The organism is Myroides oncorhynchi, assembly GCF_020905415.1.
GTDB classification, from domain to species: Bacteria; Bacteroidota; Bacteroidia; order Flavobacteriales; family Flavobacteriaceae; genus Flavobacterium; species Flavobacterium oncorhynchi_A.
The window spans coordinates 4,132,387-4,153,065 of record NZ_JAJJMP010000001.1; the positions used below are offsets into that span (position 1 = coordinate 4,132,387).

At 34.9% G+C, this 20,679-nt stretch carries 20 protein-coding genes; 8 read left to right on the top strand and 12 right to left on the bottom strand.

All coding sequences use genetic code 11. The annotated features are described in order from the left end of the window. Positions 1–21: 21 nt before the first annotated feature. The 5 genes from LNQ81_RS18045 to LNQ81_RS18065 form a co-directional block, all read right to left on the bottom strand. Complete coding sequence (locus LNQ81_RS18045; protein ID WP_229949176.1) at positions 22–540, bottom strand: GNAT family N-acetyltransferase; 519 nt, start codon at positions 538–540, stop codon at positions 22–24. Continuing rightward, positions 515–1,084, bottom strand: a complete 570-nt coding sequence (locus LNQ81_RS18050; RefSeq protein ID WP_229949179.1) for an AAA family ATPase — start codon at positions 1,082–1,084, stop codon at positions 515–517. Before LNQ81_RS18050 ends, LNQ81_RS18045 begins: the two co-directional genes overlap by 26 nt. A gap of 72 nt (positions 1,085–1,156) precedes the next feature. Then, positions 1,157–1,960, bottom strand: coding sequence for a class I SAM-dependent methyltransferase (locus LNQ81_RS18055; RefSeq protein WP_229949328.1), 804 nt, complete (start codon positions 1,958–1,960; stop codon positions 1,157–1,159). Positions 1,961–2,081: 121 nt separating this feature from the next. Then, positions 2,082–2,663 carry a gluzincin family metallopeptidase gene (locus LNQ81_RS18060; RefSeq protein WP_229949181.1) on the bottom strand — a complete coding sequence of 194 codons (582 nt, stop codon included), beginning with the start codon at positions 2,661–2,663 and terminating at the stop codon, positions 2,082–2,084. Positions 2,664–2,827: 164 nt separating this feature from the next. Then, positions 2,828–3,484, bottom strand: a complete 657-nt coding sequence (locus tag LNQ81_RS18065; RefSeq protein ID WP_229949183.1) for a hypothetical protein — start codon at positions 3,482–3,484, stop codon at positions 2,828–2,830. 146 nt (positions 3,485–3,630) lie between these two features. Here LNQ81_RS18065 and LNQ81_RS18070 point away from each other — a divergent pair, with 146 nt between their 5' ends. Then, positions 3,631–4,800, top strand: coding sequence for an IS4 family transposase (locus tag LNQ81_RS18070; RefSeq protein ID WP_229949185.1), 1,170 nt, complete (start codon positions 3,631–3,633; stop codon positions 4,798–4,800). A 931-nt stretch (positions 4,801–5,731) separates the two neighbouring features. Here the strand turns inward: LNQ81_RS18070 and arsB are convergent. From arsB to LNQ81_RS18085, 3 genes are all read right to left on the bottom strand, one after another. Beyond that, positions 5,732–6,754 carry an ACR3 family arsenite efflux transporter gene (arsB, locus tag LNQ81_RS18075; protein ID WP_229949331.1) on the bottom strand — a complete coding sequence of 341 codons (1,023 nt, stop codon included), beginning with the start codon at positions 6,752–6,754 and terminating at the stop codon, positions 5,732–5,734. Between the two features lie 4 nt (positions 6,755–6,758). Beyond that, entirely contained in the window at positions 6,759–7,244 is a 486-nt protein-coding gene (locus LNQ81_RS18080; protein ID WP_229949187.1) for a DUF6428 family protein, read from the bottom strand. Positions 7,245–7,310: 66 nt separating this feature from the next. Then, on the bottom strand, positions 7,311–7,640 hold the full coding sequence (locus LNQ81_RS18085; RefSeq protein WP_229949189.1) for an ArsR/SmtB family transcription factor: 330 nt from the start codon (positions 7,638–7,640) through the stop codon (positions 7,311–7,313). A 247-nt stretch (positions 7,641–7,887) separates the two neighbouring features. Between LNQ81_RS18085 and LNQ81_RS18090 the strand changes: the two genes are divergently transcribed. Continuing rightward, a complete protein-coding gene (locus LNQ81_RS18090) occupies positions 7,888–8,043 on the top strand; it encodes a hypothetical protein (RefSeq protein WP_229949191.1) in 156 nt (51 codons plus the stop codon). After that, positions 8,043–8,453 carry a hypothetical protein gene (locus LNQ81_RS18095; protein ID WP_229949193.1) on the top strand — a complete coding sequence of 137 codons (411 nt, stop codon included), beginning with the start codon at positions 8,043–8,045 and terminating at the stop codon, positions 8,451–8,453. Before LNQ81_RS18090 ends, LNQ81_RS18095 begins: the two co-directional genes overlap by 1 nt. A gap of 214 nt (positions 8,454–8,667) precedes the next feature. Here the strand turns inward: LNQ81_RS18095 and LNQ81_RS18100 are convergent, their stop codons facing one another. Then, positions 8,668–10,068 carry an NAD-dependent succinate-semialdehyde dehydrogenase gene (locus LNQ81_RS18100; RefSeq protein ID WP_229949195.1) on the bottom strand — a complete coding sequence of 467 codons (1,401 nt, stop codon included), beginning with the start codon at positions 10,066–10,068 and terminating at the stop codon, positions 8,668–8,670. A gap of 246 nt (positions 10,069–10,314) precedes the next feature. Between LNQ81_RS18100 and LNQ81_RS18105 the strand changes: the two genes are divergently transcribed. The 3 genes from LNQ81_RS18105 (at position 10,315) to LNQ81_RS18115 (ending at position 16,354) form a co-directional block, all read left to right on the top strand. After that, positions 10,315–10,659, top strand: coding sequence for a hypothetical protein (locus tag LNQ81_RS18105; RefSeq protein WP_229949197.1), 345 nt, complete (start codon positions 10,315–10,317; stop codon positions 10,657–10,659). A 144-nt stretch (positions 10,660–10,803) separates the two neighbouring features. Next, the gene (locus LNQ81_RS18110) at positions 10,804–15,153 is read left to right on the top strand and encodes a CusA/CzcA family heavy metal efflux RND transporter (RefSeq protein WP_229949199.1); all 4,350 of its coding nucleotides are present in this window, start codon (positions 10,804–10,806) and stop codon (positions 15,151–15,153) included. Positions 15,154–15,163: 10 nt separating this feature from the next. After that, complete coding sequence (locus LNQ81_RS18115) at positions 15,164–16,354, top strand: efflux RND transporter periplasmic adaptor subunit (protein ID WP_229949201.1); 1,191 nt, start codon at positions 15,164–15,166, stop codon at positions 16,352–16,354. Positions 16,355–16,604: 250 nt separating this feature from the next. On the opposite strand, the gene prmC is transcribed toward LNQ81_RS18115, so the two are convergent. Continuing rightward, a complete protein-coding gene (gene prmC / locus LNQ81_RS18120) occupies positions 16,605–17,447 on the bottom strand; it encodes a peptide chain release factor N(5)-glutamine methyltransferase (protein ID WP_229949203.1) in 843 nt (280 codons plus the stop codon). 60 nt (positions 17,448–17,507) lie between these two features. Here prmC and ribD point away from each other — a divergent pair, with 60 nt between their 5' ends. Beyond that, on the top strand, positions 17,508–18,551 hold the full coding sequence (gene ribD, locus LNQ81_RS18125) for a bifunctional diaminohydroxyphosphoribosylaminopyrimidine deaminase/5-amino-6-(5-phosphoribosylamino)uracil reductase RibD (RefSeq protein WP_229949204.1): 1,044 nt from the start codon (positions 17,508–17,510) through the stop codon (positions 18,549–18,551). Further along, positions 18,551–19,177: an IMPACT family protein gene (locus LNQ81_RS18130; RefSeq protein ID WP_229949206.1), complete on the top strand. Its 627-nt coding sequence runs from the start codon at positions 18,551–18,553 to the stop codon at positions 19,175–19,177. The genes ribD and LNQ81_RS18130 overlap by 1 nt, the downstream gene beginning before the upstream one ends. Positions 19,178–19,228: 51 nt before the next feature. On the opposite strand, the gene LNQ81_RS18135 is transcribed toward LNQ81_RS18130, so the two are convergent. Further along, positions 19,229–19,966: a hypothetical protein gene (locus tag LNQ81_RS18135; protein ID WP_229949207.1), complete on the bottom strand. Its 738-nt coding sequence runs from the start codon at positions 19,964–19,966 to the stop codon at positions 19,229–19,231. Positions 19,967–20,090: 124 nt separating this feature from the next. Further along, positions 20,091–20,492 carry an acyl-CoA thioesterase gene (locus LNQ81_RS18140; RefSeq protein ID WP_229949209.1) on the bottom strand — a complete coding sequence of 134 codons (402 nt, stop codon included), beginning with the start codon at positions 20,490–20,492 and terminating at the stop codon, positions 20,091–20,093. Positions 20,493–20,679: the final 187 nt, after the last annotated feature.

The following is a 20,679-nucleotide window of genomic DNA, read 5'->3' on the forward strand; positions in this document are numbered from 1 at the left end:
GTTCACGATTATGGCTTACTGTTATACAAGTCTAATATACCAAAAATTTGGCACACCTTCATCTAAAAGTGTATCAACTACTTTAAAACCAACTTTTTCTAACACATGCCTAGAACCAGCATTCCCTACTTCAGAGCTAGCGTGTATAGGCAGTACAGTCAAATACTTATCCGCGTACACCAAGCAAGCTTTTGCAGTCTCAGTAGCATATCCCTTTCCCCACGCATCATAAATAAAGCGATATCCTATGTCTAAATATTCTGCTACCCCACCTGGTCCATCCTTTAAATATTTGAATCCAGTCCAACCGATAAAAGTATTCGTTTCTTTCTCTATCACTGCCCATCTACCAATTCCAAAATCCTCATATTGCTTTCTGATAAAACGTATTGTATTAAGAGCCTCTTCTTTACTTTTTATTGGTTTCTTACCTAAATATTCCTGTACACGCATATCACTATCTAAGAGATACATCCCCTCTACATCTCCTTCTTCTAAAGGGCGAATTATTAACCTATCTGTTTCTATTATTTCTTTCATCTTCTTCTTGTTCTAATATCTGAATCACGAAATTCACTCGCTCATTGACAGTTCCTGTAGGCACTTCTACTACCCTATAACCGTATTTTTGATACGTTATTTTCATTACTTCGTAAGTATTAATCGCTATAGTCATATCCTGTTTGCGTTCTTTATCTTGAGTATAAATCTCTTCCCACGGCGGAAAGATAAATACAGTTGGCATATATGGGAGACTAGAAGCGAGTTGATGCTGTTCTTTACTTATATCAAGTCCTTCTAAAACAGCATACCCTATACTATCGATTATCCCTCTATCCCACAGCACTACTGCATCTGTGGTACGTTGTCTATAATCAGCTATAGACTGCTCCAACATTGCTTCATAAAATAACTGTCTATTCGCCCAAGGTAACACATCACTATCCTTTACTTGTTCCCGTTGGATAATTGCTCTGCCTACCTCAGCCATTACAGTGTATCCTTTCGTTTGTAAGGCATTGAGAAGTGTAGTCTTTCCACTACCTGGTCCTCCCGTAAATATATAAAATGGCGGTATTTTCATTTTTAAGTAATCAATGAATAGTAATCAGTAATGAGAGTTTGAGAATTACTCGTTATTTTGTTAACGCAGATTTTATAAGCTTTGCTTAGCTACGATAGCATATACTAAAGGTGCTTTATCTCCGAACGGTTTGATCTGATATTTCTTAGGCGCTATCTCTACCACGTGATTAAAACACGGATAAGGCGAATAATTATGCTCCTCGAACGTAGCAATTTGCAATTGATTATTAACTATTCCCTGTACTACATCAGCGATACTGTGATTCCAATTGACAGTATTAAACTCCGATTCAGCAGATGTGTCTGCATATGTACCAATCTCTGTTTCAACGATAGCCTCAACATTAAAATAAGAGTATTCTATCTTGGTAAAGTCATAATCATACATCCAAATCAAAGGATGAAACTCCACAAAAACGAACTTCCCACCTAGCTTGACAAACTTAGCTACTATCTCTCCCCATTTGTTCATATCAGGTAGCCATCCGATCACGCCATAACTGGTATAGACGATATCAAACTGCTCCTTTAATACCTCTGGAAGTTGATACACATCACTACAGATAAAACGTACATCTACTCCTAACTGCTCTGCCACTTCTTGCCCTTTAGCAATCGCCTTATCAGACAAATCAACGCCTGTTACCTCCGCTCCCATTCTCGCTAAGGAAATAGTATCCTGACCAAAATGACACTGCAAGTGCAGAATCTTCTTCCCTCTAACATCTCCTAATAGATTCAACTCTATTTCGTTTAGAGAAGTCTCCCCTACTAAGAAGTCTTTCATATTATAGAACTCAGAATCAACATGTATCTCTACCTTCTCATTCCAAGTTTTCTTATTTACATTTATATAATTGTGCTCTGTATCCATCATCCTAATTCTTACGTTAGTTTTAAAGCACTAAAAATAGGTAATTCTAGGCATAGTTAACAGATCCAAATACAGTATTTTACAAGAGAACAATGTCGCTAGTATAATTATTTCTATTCTGTTATTTATTAATTCTATTAACAGCATTCTTTATAGAGTTCTCTCCTTCAAAGTATTTTTCTTTTATCTCCTCAAACTTTTTATCATCCTTGAGTGTCTCCTTTAATGTAGAACATAGAAATGTATAATTTGTAAAATCTGTCTCTGTCATAAGAATCATTCTCAACCAATTCCACATCTGTTTATCCCCAATTTCTTTTTGTATTGCTTCGAATAGTAATGGAGCATAATAGTATACGTATAACTCACGGTTTAAATACTCTTGTTGAGACTTTATTTTACTGAATGGAATTATCTTTTCTTTAAACTTGTCTAAAGCTGTAATCTTCTTAGAGACTATTCCATTATAAATCTCCTTTCCTAAAACATCTTTTGTTAACTGCCATGATAAATACTCCGCAAATCCCTCACTCATCATATCCCCAAGTTCTGAATTAAAAACCTTATAAGTTCCAAAGTAATAATGTCCTAACTCATGTGCTATAAATGGTCTATACCAATTCTGTATCTTAGGATTAAACAAACTTTTCAATCCTTTATCTCCCCAACCAATAGTATAAATACTTGGATAGGACACAAACATCCACGCATTCTTCTTTGAAGTAGGAGTAGTATTTATAAAAACAGTTGCCTGCTCAAAAGGAATATTAAGTTTAGCTGTATAGTAATCTTTAAATGATTGTATTAATTGGCCAAATTCATTTATTTGACTCTCATCTAAATTAGGGTTTAATATAAAGGTTTTATCTATTTTGATAACTCATAATTACCACTAAAAAGAGCTAATTCTTGCGGAACATCACTTTTAAAACGGTGCGATTGACCTTGTATAGGTGCACTTCCATTAATATAAAGAGTTGTACAATCCTTACATGTCAACTCAATATCATATCTTACATTGTCATAAACTATATCATTATCAATATCATATAAAACAGGATACCACCCCGACTGGTTCCCATCTGCTCTAACTGAATAATTATTAAAAGCTATATTTCCTTTCCAATCCTCTCTACTGTAATTTGATATGGTATCAGTAGCTACCGGAAATTTCCCCACATATCTCACTTGTAGAGATTTTGGTAAAAACTTTCCTTTCTTAGTATTATCCGCAAAATAATAAGCTGATGTTTCTCCAGTAGAAGTTGAATCATTAAATGATTTATCCGTATAAATTAAAAAATCGTTTGGCTCTTTACTCCTAAAATGTAAAGGATTCATGCCTGAATTTAATCGAATATAATAATTCTTTAACTGAGGAATATCTGATAAAATCAAGTCACATTCAAAAGTTCCTTCTTTGATAGAAATATTAACTTTTCCACTTACTAAAGGTGCCTTTTCTTGAGCAAAAGAATACATTGCTATAAAGAAAGTTAAAATTATTATGCATGCTTTTTTCATAATATAGTTTTAGTTAATCTAAGTTATCAAAATAAATTAGTTAAAAACCAATAGCGTCCTAAACGCTTAAAAAAAGGCAAAAAAAAAGAGAGTAAATTAAGGATCTCAAATTATCTTTGAGTTGCACACCAAAAAACACTCTCTCTATGACAAATGTAACTTTATTTTCTCAAATAATCCAAAAATTAGATCGTTCAAAGTTTAAGAAAATAGTAAAGGAAAGGCAAACAGATAAACACAACAAGGGTTTTGATAGTTGGAGTCATTTAATCTCTATGTTATTTTGCCATTTTGCTCGAAGTAAATCTGTTCGTGATATTAGTAATGGACTTCGCTCTGCTACCGGAAACTTAAATCATTTAGGTTTAACTATAGCACCATCTAAATCATCAGTCAGTTATCAGAATAAAAAAAGATCCCATGAGCTCTTTAAAGAATACTATTTTGCTTTGCTCGAAAGTTTAGGACAGCATCCCAAGTTTAAGCAGGTGAAGTTCCGAATCAAGTCAAAAATCCTGTTATTAGACTCCACAACAATATCTCTGTGTTTAAGCATCTTTGATTGGGCAAAATACAAGACTAATAAAGGTGCTGTTAAAATGCATACACTCCTTGATTTTGATGGGAATTTACCGGCTTATATTAATATTACAAATGGTAAAACGGCTGATAATAAAGGGGCTTATGATATCCCATTACTCAAAGGCAGTGTTATAGTTGCTGATCGATTCTACAATGATTTTAGCCTTTTAAATGTTTGGGACAGCAAACAAGTATTCTTTGTGATTAGACATAAAGAATACTTGAAATTTGAAACTATTAAGGAATTAGAACTTCCAGAGAACAGGCATCAAAACATCCTAAAAGATGAGTTAATTAGCTTAACTAATACAAGGTCAAAGCAGATATATCCGAAAAAATTAAGGCGTGTAGCAGTGTGGGATGAGCAAAATAATCAGGCCATTGAACTCATTACCAATCAATTTTCTTGGACTGCAAATACTATAAGTGAATTGTATAAAAGTAGATGGATGGTAGAAATATTCTTTAGAGATTTAAAGCAGCTACTACATATTAAATCTTTTGTTGGAACATCTGAAAACGCTGTGATGATACAAATTTGGACGGCGTTAATTACCATTTTAATACTAAAAGCATTGCGGGCACAGTCTAAATTCAAGTGGCATTTATCCAATTTAGTAGCTTTTATAAGATTAAACCTCTTTGTGAAAATTCAGCTGCAATTATGGCTCGATAATCCACTAAATGAAGTAGAAAAGCCACCTCCTAAATTACAACAGGGGATTCTGTTTTAAAAATTATCAAATATATACTCGTATCCTACTAAAGTGGGAGGATATTCTATGTGCTAAATTTATTTAGGACGCTATTGGTTAAAAACCAATAAGTTAAAAACAAATTACTCCATACTTAAATTGTATGGTACTCTGTTAATGTTTAAACCATTTTCTATTTCTAATAGCATATATCCTCCATTTTATATATAATCTACTAAAATTACATATCCTTTTTTTTACTTTCCATCTTCATAAATAGTAAAAAAAGCACTTTTCAGCCATTCCAAAGCAACACTTTTTTTGACACAGCCACTCTACAGACGATATTAGACATCCATTTATTAAATTTATATACATTTTTTTTTAAGCCTACTTAACCTAATCAACTACAAAACAACACATTAACAATAATTATCCAAATCACATAAATTCCCTAAACACCCTTTATTCCTAGTAAATTCAAGGCTTGCTTGCCTTTCCTTGAACATTTATAGGACAATACAAGGGCTGAGAAATTTTTGCCCGTGTATTGTCTTATTAATCATTTTTTACTCTCCTTTAATGGGGTATTTAGACTAATATTGACATAAATTTAATCAACACCTAAAACAAAAATTAAATAGAGGTAAGAGTATAATTATTCTCAACTCATAATATCTCAAGGAAGAGTGTCATCCAAAGTATTTAAAATCGCCTCTAGTTATTAATCTGTATTTCATACACTACAGAAGCCAAAAAATCGAACATTAAACTGATTATAAAATAGGGTATAGTAAGTACTGTAAAATTATAGTATGCTTATAGAGTTAATGAAAACGCTATGAAGTAGAACTCCTTCAGAGCATTTGGTGAAAGCTGATTCTGATTAAATACAAAAAAAACGTAGCACAACTAAGTACTACGTCTATATTCTATATTTACAAAAGCATAGAATACCCTACCTCAGCCTTTAAGCTTTGTAATATTTCTTTTGCCAATAGAGGCTTAGCTTCACTAATGCGATTAAAACAGGGACTTCTACTAAAGGGCCGATTACTCCTACAAAAGCTTGTGGTGAGTGAATTCCGAATACTGAGATGGCAATGGCAATCGCTAATTCGAAGTTGTTTCCCGAAGCAGTAAAAGCGATAGCAGCATTGTGATCATAAGGTAATTTAATACGATAGTTCATCCAAAAACTGACTGCAAACATCAAGACAAAATAGATAACTAAAGGGATACCTACCCTGACTACTTCCATCGGTAGCTCTACTACTTGCTGTCCCTTAAACGAGAACATGAGCAGAATAGTAAATAGCAAGGCATATAGCGTAAACGGCGATATACGAGGAATAAACTTGTGATTATACCACTGCTCTCCTTTGTATTTCACCAAGTATTTACGACTTAAGAATCCTGCTAAAAATGGTACTCCTAGGTAGATTAACACACTCTGTACTACTGCTGTAATATCGATCTGTACATCGTAGTTCGCTATACCTAATTTGGCAGGTAAAACATTGATAAACAACCAAACATACACACTGTAAAACAACACTTGGAATACGCTATTTAAAGCTACTAACATAGCTGCATACTCTTTGTTTCCCTTTGCCAAATCGTTCCAAACCAAGACCATCGCTATACATCTTGCCAATCCGATTAGGATAACACCGATCATATAATCAGGTTGATCTCGCAAAAAAAAGATAGCTAATATAAACATCAATACTGGTCCTATCACCCAATTTAAGACTAAAGAGGAAGTCAATGCCTTCCTGTCTTTAAACGCTTTAGGTAATAGACTATAATCAACCTTTGCCAATGGAGGATACATCATCACAATTAACCCTATCGCCAATGGGATATTGGTACTTCCTACCGTGACAGAGGCCATAACATCTTGTATGGCTGGATAAAAGTACCCTACTCCCACACCGATGATCATCGCTATAAAGATCCAAAGGGTCAGATACCGATCTAAAAACTTCATTCGCTTATTTCTCATCAGAACAACAACCGCTTTGAGGAGTACAACAAGATGTTTCACTAAGCGAAGACAACGCAACTTTAGTTTTGGACACTGGTATACCACACGCATCTTCTGCTAAACAAGCTGTAAGTGTGTTAGTCAATACAAATGCGTTATTCACTGTATCTAATGCCAAGTTATACTTACCGATAGTTGATTGTTGGTATTCTACTTCTACCTCAGCATCTTGGATACTTAATAATCGCTCAGACAACTCTATTATATGTAGTAATTTCTCTGCTTTGAGTTGGTGATCATAATCTTCTGCTATCCACAGTTGAAAGCTTACTTTCTGCTCTTTTCGGATAGTACCTCCACAGTCGATAAAGTTCTTATCTATTTGCCCAACTTCAGTAATGTGGAAATGTGCGGGAACTGTACTTCCTTCTTCTAACTTAAATACTACGTTTTGCATTGTTGTTAATGCCTGTTTTACTTCTGATAACCTCATATTTCTATATTTTTACTATTACTTAATGTATCGCAATATTACGATACGAGTATTTAAAAAAATGCCCTAACAGCATTCGTTCTTTTGAATTGATTGTGCGAAGAATAAACCAAACTCTTGTGCAAACTCATTCCACACCACCTCATCGATGCAGTAGCATACTGACTTGCCTTCAATATTTCCCTTTATGATTCCGCTGTTTTTTAGCTCTTTTAGATGTTGAGAGATAGTCGCCTGCGCTAGACCTAACTCCTCTACTAAATCATTACAGATACACGCCTTTTGGTTAATGATATACTGTAATATCGCCAAACGCGCTGGATGCGCTAACACCTTAAACATATTGGCTAAACGATTCTTTTTCTCACTAAATAACTCTGCTTTCGTAACTCCCATAATCTCCTTATTTAACACATCGCAATATTACGATGTATTATTTAGATAGCAAAGTGGAATGAGATATAAATCTGTCATTTAACATTACTACTATAAATGACAACTCATCCTCTTTAACTTTTTAAAATACAATCAGATAACATTGAGAATTACTTACAATATTTCCCACTCTTCTAAATAAGTACAAAATTTTTATTACTTTTGTACAAAGCAATCTGTCTTATTATTAGATAATTAGTGAATCATTATGAAAGCAACTAAGACAAATATAAAGACCAATAAACTATCCAATAAAGGTATAGTGAAGGCGGATATTGCTTTAATTAACCACACATTTAAAGTATTAACTGAAGCTGAAGTCAATCACAATAGAAGCAGTAAATATCAGTTCATTACATTCTAATGAATTTCTATAGTTTTTCATTCATACATCGCACTTATGATTATGACGAAAAACTATATTACCTCCTTTTTAAATTTAAAAGCACGATACTGAATCAAGTGTATTTAGTGAGTTTGTATGAATACCCTAACAATATTTATATCGCTAAATTCTATTTAAAATCAGAACGCTTTTCACCTAATAAATATACAAATACAACATTCGGAAAACACAGTCATTTAAACATCTCCTCAAGTGACTATGTCAAGAATTTCTTTCTTGTAATGAATACAATTTTACAAATTGCTATACGCATTAGTGAAGATAATAAGTCTGCCTCATTTGGGTTTTTAGGAGCACACAAAGACGATGAAAGAGATAAAATGAATTCTGACAATACCTTTAGCAACACAAAAAGATATTTAGTATAAAAAAAAAATACATCTCAAGGTATTTTAATCCATTGCACTTTGAACATATCGATAGTGAGACAGCAAGTATTTATCTTGTCATTAATCGAAAAAACACTTTAATTACAAAGGGAGTTATAGAAGATTACATCACCAATACGATCATCCCTACACTATAAAAAAAGAGTCGCCATATATATATGACGACTCCTCTCAACTATTTAAATACTTACTACTAATATGCTTTATCTATATCAGTAACTCTGATTAGTTTCTCGTTAATAAACTCGTGGATACCGTACTTCGCTTGTTCGCGACCATATCCTGACTTCTTAGCTCCACCGAATGGAAGTTCAGGTGAGATACCAGTCACGTGGTTAATGTACACCATACCTGTCACTATCTGACGAGCGACTTTGATACCGCGTTCTTTGTTCTCTGTGAACACACTACCTCCTAATCCGTATTCTGTATCATTAGCCAATGTGATAGCTTCTGCTTCGTTCTCTACTTCATAAATCATAAACACAGGTCCGAATATCTCTTCGCTATACGCATCCATTCCTTTTTTAATACCTGTTAGAATCGTTGGTTCCATAAACCATCCTTCTCTGTCAAGCTTATGTCCACCGTACACTAATTTAGCTCCTTGTTCTACAGCTCTATTGACTTGTTTAAGTACATCTTCACGAGCTTTTTCACTACTTAATGGCGCAACTTGTGTATCGTCTAACATCGGGTCACCTATTTTAGCATTCTTTACTTGCTCTGTTACCCCTTCGATAAATGCTTTTGCTAATTTTTTATCTACGATAAGGCGTTTAGGAGATACACATACTTGACCTGCATTCCACAGTCTGCCTTCTACGGCACCTTTGATTGCTTTGTTAATATCCGCATCATCTAATACTACGAACGCATCGCTACCTCCTAATTCAAGTGTTGTTTTCTTAATGTGTTTACCTGCTGCGGCAGCTACACTAGATCCTGCAGGCTCACTACCAGTGAAGGCAACAGCTTTTACTCTTGGGTCGCCAATAATCGCTTCGATAGATGCTCCTGGTACGAATAGATTAGTATACACTCCATCAGGTAATCCACACTCTTTAAAGATGACTTCCATAATCTCTGCACATTGAGGGATATTAGAAGCGTGCTTTAACACCATTGTATTTCCTGCCATTAAGTTAGGTGCAGCAGAACGAGTGATTTGGTAGAACGGGAAGTTCCAAGGCTGAACACTTAGGATAGTTCCGATAGGTTCTTTGCTAATAAAAGCTTCTCCATGAGGAGTCTTGATCTTCTCATCTGCTAAAAATGTCTCTGCATTATCAGCATAGAAGTCAAAGATATCTGCACATAGAAGTACCTCACCTATTCCCTCTTTTAGTAATTTACCCATCTCTAACGTGATAAGCGAACCAAGTTCTACTTTGCGCTCTCTAAATGTATTGGCTACTTTATGGATGATAGCAGCTCTTTCTTTAATAGTTGTTTTTCCCCATGTCTTGAATGACTGATCTGCTTTTGCAAGAATCTTATCTATTTCTTCTGCAGACATTACAGGATATACTTTAACCTCTTTCCCTGTTGTAGGGCTAATTGTTTTAATACTTGATTTTATTTGATTACTCATAATTCTTTTTTTTAGTTCTTACTAAATTACCTAATTAAAAACCAAGTATTTATAAAATTATCTTAAAACAACTAATAATACTAAATAAGACAATCATACCTATAATTAATACAATTCAAACATATTTAATTTCTGAAAACACCATCTCAATAAATACAAGGGTTAATAGTGCAACAGTGTTGCAAAGAGCTTAATATGCTCTAAATACATTTTAACATTAAATACATTTCCACTATATTTGTCCTAATGAAACAATTCAATAGCATATTAAACATTTTACTTTCGCTAATCTTTATAGCGATAAGTTTCTATCCATGTGCGGATAGTTATGTAGATGTGCCTGTTTCTCAGAATACAGAATCTATTCACTTAACATCACTTACACAGGCAGATAGTAACATTGATCATTTAGATGTATGTTCTCCTTTGTGTAGTTGTTCTTGTTGTGCAGTATCTCTTACTGTAGCAGATGTTATTGATGTCATAGAAGTTATATCTACTAAAGATAATCACAAAACACCTCAGCCTTATAAGAACGCTATCATCAAGATGGAATATCCTATATGGCAGCCTCCTAAGCTCGTAGCTTAATCTTAAACCAGATATTATATGTTTTGTTTTTTGTCTTCTAGTAAAAGACAAATAAGCAGACCTATGTCTTATTTACTGTTTTGAAGTTTCTAAAAACTATCTCTCAAAGCAGATTAATCACAATTTCTAAATACTAATACTACTATGTTAGATAAGATCATACATTTTAGTATCCGCAATAAGTTTATCATTGGACTATTTGTTCTAGGGTTAATTACTCTTGGGACATATTCTTTGATAAATTTACCAATGGATACACAGCCAGATATAACCAATAATCAAGTACAGATTATCACTTCTTCACCTACACTAGCGACACAAGAAGTAGAACAATTCATCACCTATCCGATAGAACAAGCGATAAAACCTATCCCAAATATTACAGAACTACGCTCTATTAGTAGATTTGGTCTAAGTGTTATTACTGTCGTGTTTACAGAAGACACAGATATATACTGGGCTCGTGCTCAGATATCAGAGAAGCTTAAAGTAGCAGAAGAAGTAATCCCAAAAGGTGTAGGTACACCTGAGCTAGCCCCTGTAAGTACAGGACTAGGAGAAATCTATCAGTATGTGGTATATCCTAAAGAAGGATATGAAGATAAATACAACAGTATGGATCTGCGTACAATACAAGATTGGATCATCAAACCACAGTTAGTTGGCGTTAAAGGAGTCGCTGAAGTAAACACATTAGGTGGACAACTTAAACAATATGAGATAGCGGTCAAACCTGATTTACTAAACAGTATGAATACCTCTATCCTAGAGATATTCTCAGCACTAGAAGCAAATAACGAAAATACAGGAGGTGCTTATATTGATAAGAAACCGTATGCCTACTTCATCCGAAGTGTAGGTATGGTCAAAAGCATCGAGGATATAGAACGCATCGTCGTGAAGACTAATAATGGTACTCCTGTACTTATCCGCGATGTAGCAGAAGTGCGTATCGGTAGCAGTATCCGCTATGGTGCTGTAACGAAAGATGGAAAGGGAGAAGATGTCAGCGGAATGGTGATGATGCTTAAAGATGCCAATACACAGGAAGTAGTAAAAGCGGTAAAAGAGCGTATGACCCAGATAGAGAAGTCTCTACCTGAGGGGGTAGCTATAGAACCGTTTATAGATAGAACTAAATTAATCGATAAAACGGTTAGCACTATACAGACTAACCTTATAGAAGGAGCCTTAATCGTAGTATTCGTTTTAGTACTATTATTAGGTAACTGGAGAGCAGGGCTTATCGTAGCCTCAGTGATTCCTCTTGCTCTGCTGTTTGCCATCTCTATGATGAAGTTATTTGGAGTTAGTGGTAACTTGATGAGTTTAGGAGCTATTGACTTTGGATTGATAGTCGATGGGGCTGTTATTATCGTAGAGGCTATCGTCCATCGCCTCCATATAGGGAAGAATAGAAAGTTGACCCAAGAAGAAATGAATAACGAGGTCTATGGCGCAGCTTCTAAGATTAGAACAAGTGCCTCTTTTGGAGAGATTATTATCCTTATCGTGTACTTACCTATCCTAGCGTTGACAGGGATAGAAGGTAAGATGTTTGGCCCGATGGCGATGACTGTATCATTCGCTATCCTAGGAGCATTTATTCTTTCATTAACCTATGTACCGATGGCTTCTGCCCTATTCTTATCTAAGAAAGCAGGTAAAGAGAAGCCTAACTTTAGTGATAAGATTATAGACAAATTATATAGCTGGTATAAACCATTATTAGAAGGTGCATTCAAAGCGAAGAGAGTTGTATTGGCTATTGCATTTGGGCTATTTGCCTTTGCTTTATTTGTCTTTGGACGTATGGGTGGAGAGTTCATCCCTACCCTAGATGAAGGAGACTTAGCGACTCACGTGATTATCTCTTCTGGTAGTTCACTATCACAAGAAATAGAGACAACTACTAAAGCCGAAAAGATATTAAAAGACCGCTTCCCTGAAGTGAAGATGGTTATCTCTAAGATAGGTAGTGCTGAGATTCCGACAGATCCTATGCCAATGGAAGCGGCGGATATGATCGTTATCTTAAAAGAAAAGGAGGAATGGACATCAGCTAAGACTAAAGAAGAACTAATCCGATTAATGGAAGAGGCTTTAGAAGAAATACCTGGCGTAAGTACAGAATTCTCTCAGCCTATCCAAATGCGTTTTAACGAGTTAATGACAGGAGTGAGAAGTGATGTAGCTATTAAAGTATTTGGAGACGACCTAGATCGTCTAGCGAGTATAGGGGTTGAGATCAATAGCCTTATCGCTAACGTACCTGGTGTAGCAAGTACTAAACTAGAACGTGTAACGGGATTACCTCAGATATCGATTAAGTATGATCAAGATAAGCTAGCCTTATATGGATTAAAGATATCAGAGATAAGCCAAGTTGTTAGAGCTGGGTTTGCAGGAGAAACGGCAGGCGTAGTCTATGAAGGAGAGAAGAGATTTGACTTAGTAGTACGTCTAAACCAAGACTCTAGACAAGATATAGATAACCTTAGAAATATGTTTATCCCATTAGCCAATGGACAACAGATACCACTAGGACAAATCGCTAATATAGATTATGAAGATGGTCCTCAACAGATCAGTAGAGAAGATGGTAAAAGACGTATCGTACTTGGCTTTAATGTTAGAGAAAGAGATGTAAAAAGCGTAGTCGGAGACATACAGACTATACTAGATCAAAAACTAGATATGCCTGATGGATACTTTATCACGTATGGTGGTCAATTCGAAAACTTAGTAGAGGCGACTAACAGACTTATGATAGCAGTACCAGTAGCCTTGATGCTAATATTTGTCTTATTATACTTCACATTTAAATCAGTCAAACAATCACTAATGATCTTTACTGCGATACCGCTATCTGCTATCGGTGGTGTAGCTGCGTTATGGATGAGAGATATGCCGTTTAGTATCTCTGCAGGAGTAGGATTTATAGCATTATTCGGTGTAGCTGTACTAAATGGTATCGTACTAATAGGACAGTTTAATCAACTAAAAACGGAAGGTATGGATTTATACGAAAGAATTATAGAGGGGACTAAGATACGTCTACGCCCTGTATTACTTACTGCTATGGTGGCTTCCTTAGGATTTTTACCGATGGCGCTGAGCACAAGTGCTGGTGCAGAAGTACAAAAACCGTTAGCAACAGTAGTAATCGGTGGATTAATATCTGCTACGATACTTACTTTAATTGTACTGCCTATTATCTATTACTATGAAGAAAGAGGTTTTAGATTAGGAAAGCAAAACAAGACAATCATCGCTTCTACGCTTTTATTGTTAATCGGACTAGGTGCACAAGCACAAGAAGTAAGAAGGTTGACATTAGAAGATGCGTTACAATTAAGTATTAGCAACAATAAAGGAATCAAGGCTGCAGAGTTAAACACAAGAGCCCAAAAACAAATGACCAATACAAGCTTTGACTTGGCTAAAACAGATATCTCAACAGGCTTTGGTTACTTAGACACGAAAGAGAAAAAAGATATAACACTATCTATCTCACAGTCTTTCTCTCCGTTTACTTACGGAAAGAAAAAACAAGTGCTAAATAAAGCATACGAAACAGCTATGTTACAACAAGAGGGAACTATTATCGTCACAGAGTATGCTGTCAAACAAGCTTGGGAAAACTTATTATATGCACTATCGAAAGAGGTGTTATTAAACGAGCAAGCTGATTTATTAAAAGACTTCTCTAGATCTGCTAAGTTGCGTTATCAGACAGGAGAAACTACGTTAATGGAAAGTAATGTAGCCTCTGCTAAAGAACAAGAACTAAGAGTGATGATTACACAGAATAAAACAATCATCAACAACGAAACATCTAAGCTAAAAGCATTGCTAAATTTAGAAGAAGACTTTATCCCTTCTAGCCCTGCGATAGCCTATGACAAGCACGATGCGGAAAAAGTGTTTGACCTAAACTTAAACAACACAATCCAATTAGCAGAGAAAGAAATAGAAACAATAGAGGCCAATAGAAAATTAGAGAAAGCTAACTTATTACCTGATTTCTCTTTGGGATATAATATAAAATCTGACTCAGGTACCTATACAGGAAGTAATGGCTTACCTACTACTTATGGCAAGGATCTACGCGTACCAAGCTACACAGTGGGTATCTCAATACCCCTCTTCTTTGGAAGTCAAAAATCAAAGATCAAAGCGATGAAATATGAAGTAGAACAAGCTACATTCCAAAAAGAATATATACATAAACAGTTAGAAGAAAGTGTACAACAGCAATTCGATATTATTAAAGCACAAGAGAAAGTAATCGATTACTATCAAGAGAATGCTTTAAAGAATGCTGCTCTTATCAAAGATCACGCAAAGAAATCATATAATAATGGGGATATCTCTTATGTAGAATATATTCAATCTGTAGAGACAGCACTAACTATTCAAATGAACTACTTAGACGCTATCCTACAGTACAACTTAAGTCACAATACCCTACATTATTTAGTAAACCAATAATATCAGAGAAATGAAAAAGTCAATTATATTTATCTCAATAGCATCTAGTATCTTACTGTTTAGTTGTAAAAAAGAAGAAGATATTAAAGAGAATACAGTACCCTCTACAGAACAAAAAGAAGAATCTAATGAAGAATCTGGGACTAAAGAAGTAGAACTTAATCAAGCACAATACACTGCTTCTAAAATACAATTAGGACAAATAACTCAAAAAAATCTAAGCGATGTCATCCGCATCAATGGTAATACAGAACTACCTGCCCAGAGTCAAGCAGATGTATCTTCATTCTTAAGCGGTACAATCACGAACATCAATGTGAACTTAGGTGATTATGTAAAGAAAGGACAGACATTAGCGATAATAGATAGCCCTGAATATATCCAGCTACAAGAGGAATATACCATCTCTAAAAACACTTTAGAATACCTAGAGCTTGAGTTTAAACGTCAACAGACTTTAAGAGCCGAAAACGTAAACTCTGAAAAAACGTTCCAAAAGACGAAGTCAGAGCTAAACATAGAACGCGCAAGATATCAGTCTCTAAGCAATAGATTAAGCCTAGTCACAAGTTCTAAAGGAGCTAAATCACTGAGAATAGTGTCTCCCATAACAGGTAATATCGCTACCATTCCTGTGAAGATAGGAACTAACATTATGGCAGGACAATCGCTGTTCACTATAGTAGACAACTCTCAGATACACTTAGACCTAATGGTCTATGAGAAAGATTTACCTTATGTAAAAGTAGGTCAAAAGGTATCTTTTAACTTTACGAATATCAATAAATCTGAGGTAACAGCTACGATATTTAGCATTGGTAAATCATTTGAACCTGGTACAAAAACAGTAATTGCTCACGCTAATATAGAGAATGTGCCTGAGACGTTAATACCTGGTCTTTATGTCAATGCGCTAGTTCACGTTGGCGAAAAGACAGTAGATGCCTTGCCTAATGAAGCTATCGTTAAAGCTGATGGACGTGAGTTTATCTTCGTATTAGAAGATGCACACGAAGAAGAAGGTGGTACATCATACCACTTCCAAAGGATAGAAGTAAAAACAGGTGTATCTGAACTAGGATATTCTCAAGTATCTGTACTACAAGAAATGCCAAAAGACGCACAAGTAGTATTATCAGGTGCATACTACATACAGAGTCATTTAATCAAAAGTGAAGGTGGCGGAGGTCACGATCACTAGACTAAAAAACATATTATAAACTTCATTATAACCAAAAAAGGCTATCGTACTGATAGTCTTTTTTGGTTTATATACAGAGTATTAATATTTATCACCTAGTATTAGTCTTTACCCTCTTCTCTTATTGAGGATTGCGTGAAGTTTCTGTGAGGTGTTGTTGCTGAAAACGACCTTTTGAGCTAGAATACCTCTAGCATTCGGCTACAATTTGGCAATATACCGCAAGACAGAACACTTCTCTTCTATTGTTCTACAACTTAATCGCTTTAATCATTCTATCGTTTGTTAATATATCTTTTCTCAACTGAACATCTGTAAATGACAGAGATTCAAATAATGCTTTCGTTTCTTCTCCTAAATATTGATTAATCTCATAGAATAACATCCCTCCTGTTTTTAGGTTGTCATTAGCTAACTGTGCTATCTTTCTATAAAAGATCAAAGGATCATGATCTTCAACAAACAACGCTAAATGTGGCTCATAGTCAAGTACATTCTTTTTAATTTCCACTTTCTCAAGGTTGCGCACATAAGGAGGATTTGAGACGATAATATCATACTCCCCTTTTAATTTCTCAAGAGCTAATACATCTTGTAGTACTGCATCTACAGAGACTCCATTCCTAACAGCATTATTCTTAGCAGTCTCTAACGCCACCTCAGATACATCCATTAAAGTCACTCGTGCTAGTGGTAGTTCATTTGCTAATGTAATTCCTATACACCCACTTCCTGTACCAATGTCTAATATTCTCACAGGTTTAGATTGGTCAACACTATTAATAATCCATTCGACTAACTCTTCTGTCTCAGAACGAGGAATCAAAGTATGTTCATTCACTGTAAAAGTAAGTCCGTAGAAATAGGCATTCCCAAAGATATACTGTATCGGTTTCTCCTTCGCTAATTCATCTAACACAGACTCCCAAACAACAGTCTTATCCGTCACTAGGTTAGGATTCATCATTATATCGATCCTTGTCTTCCCCTCTATTTCTTCAAGAGCAATTAAGAAAAGTTGCTCTGCCTCCATACTGTCATATATAGGAGAAAGGATATCTTTAAAACAAGTTTGGTAATACTTTATCTGCATAGTTATTCTATAAAACAAATGATTTAGCTTAATTTTGTTCAAAGATACATATTATCAATTTTGGAAAGACACGAATTATATATTTCTCGCTGTATTCAGTTAGCATTACAAGGAACTTATGCTGCAATGCCTAATCCTTCTGTAGGAGCTGTCATTGTTCACAACGACAAGATTATTGGCCAAGGATTTACTTCTCCTTATGGAGGATCACACGCAGAGCCCAATGCTATAGCATCCGTTAAGAATCAAGAATTACTAAAAGAGAGTACTCTTTATGTAAGTTTAGAGCCGTGTAGTCATTTCGGGAAGACACCTCCTTGTTCTGATTTAGTTATCGAAAAGAAGATCCCTCGAGTAGTCATTGGTACAGTGGATCCATTCGCTAAAGTATGTGGGCGCGGTATTCAGAAGATGCGAGATGCAGGTATAGAAGTAATCGTAGGAGTATTAGAAAAAGAGTGTCAGGATAGCAATAAGCGATTCTTTACTTTTCACAACAAAAAACGCCCTTATGTAATCCTAAAGTGGGCAGAATCAGCTGATCACTTTATCGCTCCACTAACTAGAGAGACCAATAGACCGTTCTGGATATCTAATACCTACTCTAAGCAACTAGTCCACAAATGGAGAAGTGAAGAGATGGCTTTTTTAGTAGGCACACAGACTGTCCTTAGCGATAACCCTTCTCTTACTACTAGAGACTGGTATGGCAAGGATCCTATACGTATCTATCTAGACCGCACTGGTAAGATAGATAGCCACTATAGTATCACAGATCACAGTGTAAAGACAATCTGTATAACAGCTAATCCTGCTTTACAGTCATCAGGTAACTTAATCTATGAGCATGCTGACTTTAATGATACCTTAGTAAATCAAGTACTCGATATACTCTATAAACACAATATTATGTCTGTGGTGATAGAGGGTGGTACACAAACGCTACAAAGTTTTATAAATACAGAGCTGTGGGATGAGGCAAGAATCTTCACAGGGGATACAATAATTGGTGAGGGCATCTCTGCTCCTGTGCTAACAGAATTTGACAAAGTAGAAAAACATAGTATTTTAGACAACGAATTAAGAATAGTATACCCTATATAATGGCAGAACCAATAGATTCATATAAAACAATAAGCCAACCAACAGAAGAAGTATTATACAAAGAGAAGAACAGTAAGTTTTTTGGTTATGCCTTCCCGATACAACACGAAGATGAAGTAAAGGAAATCATCGATGGTATAAAGAAAGTGCACTATAATGCTCGTCACTGGTGTTATGCTTTTCAGATTGGTACTGAGCAAGTATACTATCGTGCTAATGATGATGGAGAACCTAGTAATACTGCTGGAGCACCTATCTATGGCCAAATACAATCATTTGATGTTACAAATATACTTATAGTAGTTGTTCGTTATTTTGGAGGAGTTAAGCTAGGAGTGGGTGGTCTGATTACTGCCTATAGAGCGGCTGCTCAGATGGCTATGGAAGAAGCTGATATTATCGAAAAGACTATTGATAAGAATTTTAAAGTTCGCTTTGAGTACAAGGATATGAATAATGTTATGCGTGTCATCAAAGAAAAAGATCTTAAAATATTAAATCAGACGATGGAGATGAGCTGTGAAATAGAATTATCTATTCGAAAAAGTGAATATGATCAAGCATTAGAAGCATTCGTCCCATTCTATGAGGTTAAAGTCATAGAAGCTACAGATCAGAATTACTAAAACAAAAAAAGCAGTTTAAGATATTAACATTCCTAAACTGCTTACTATACTTTATTCAAGTCCTATAAAACCAATAAAATCAACATATTGTTGGGCTAAATATAACTGAAACCCTTCCGTTCTTTCTACTTTTATTTTATCATAACTAGGTTGAGCTACAAGATAATATAAAAACGCATCTATCCTCTCTGCAGGAACCTTCATATCCTCTAATAATTCTTCTCTTGTATAATCTTCATAAAACTTCTGAACCTTCATATCTAATTTTTCATAGATAATATCTTGTTTATCCCTTTTCTTTTGTCCTGAGATCATATTCACTAAAGCATCTATACTAATTCCCATTCCATAATTAGATGTAGAAGAAAACACTGTATTATTCTTCTTATATTTTCGTTCAGCTCTGGTCATTCCCTTATTAGAAACACCTTCAAAGAAATCATCACCAAAGTCTTTTCTAACAATCACAATTTCTTCTAGGGCTTGACCTTTTTTAGTCATTAATACATTAAACCTATTAGCCTTTAAATCCTCTGAACCAATAACATAGTTTACAGAAGCTAGTTTCTTATCCGAAAAATGTATTGTATCACCAATTGCTGCATCAACCATAAAATAACCACGGTTATCTGCTTTAGTCAATTCTCCACTTCTTTTATTCTTAATAGTCACAGGAGTTACTTTACCATCATACATACGCACGCGACCGTCAATTAATGAAGGTTTTTGTGCATACATTTCTATAGAAAATAAAGCTCCGAGGCTCATCAGCCAATATGCTGCTTTCATAAATTTAATCTTTTTGTAAATATACTTAAATGTTTTAAGTAACACTTTGTTCTTATTGTCTTTTTTACCATTCAAAATAGTACCACTATCTAAGTATTAAAATCAATATCTCTTTTTCTACAATTTATATTGATTCTATTTTTTCTATGACATATTGCGGAGCTGCTATGGGTCTACCTGTTTCCATATTAACAAAAACCAATATAGAGTTTGCAGTTGTTAATAAGTCGCCATTTTTGTTATACAGTTCATAATCAAATTCTATCTTTACAGAAGACATTTTTTTAAATATTGTACGGATAGTTATTTCATCATCATAAAAGGCTGATTTCTTATAATTCATTGTCAAGGAAACAACAGGTAGCATCACGCCTAGCTCTTCCATTTTCCTATACGATATCCCTAAATTACGCAACCACTCAACTCTCCCTATTTCAAAGTATTGCGCGTAGTTTCCATGATAGACAACTCCCATCTTATCTGTCTCCGCGTACCTTACACGAACATTGTAATCAAAATATTTCATAATTTCTCGAATAAATTTGTGAGTTATTTTTTTTATTATACTTAACAAATTATTTTAAACTTTGCAATGACAAAAAGGTTTTTTTATCCCAAAAATTGTTCACATATTTGCCACTGTAATAAGAGGTGCTTTTCTCCCCTTGAAAATCCCTCAAAAGTAGTAACTGTTTTTATAATTCTAACCTAAA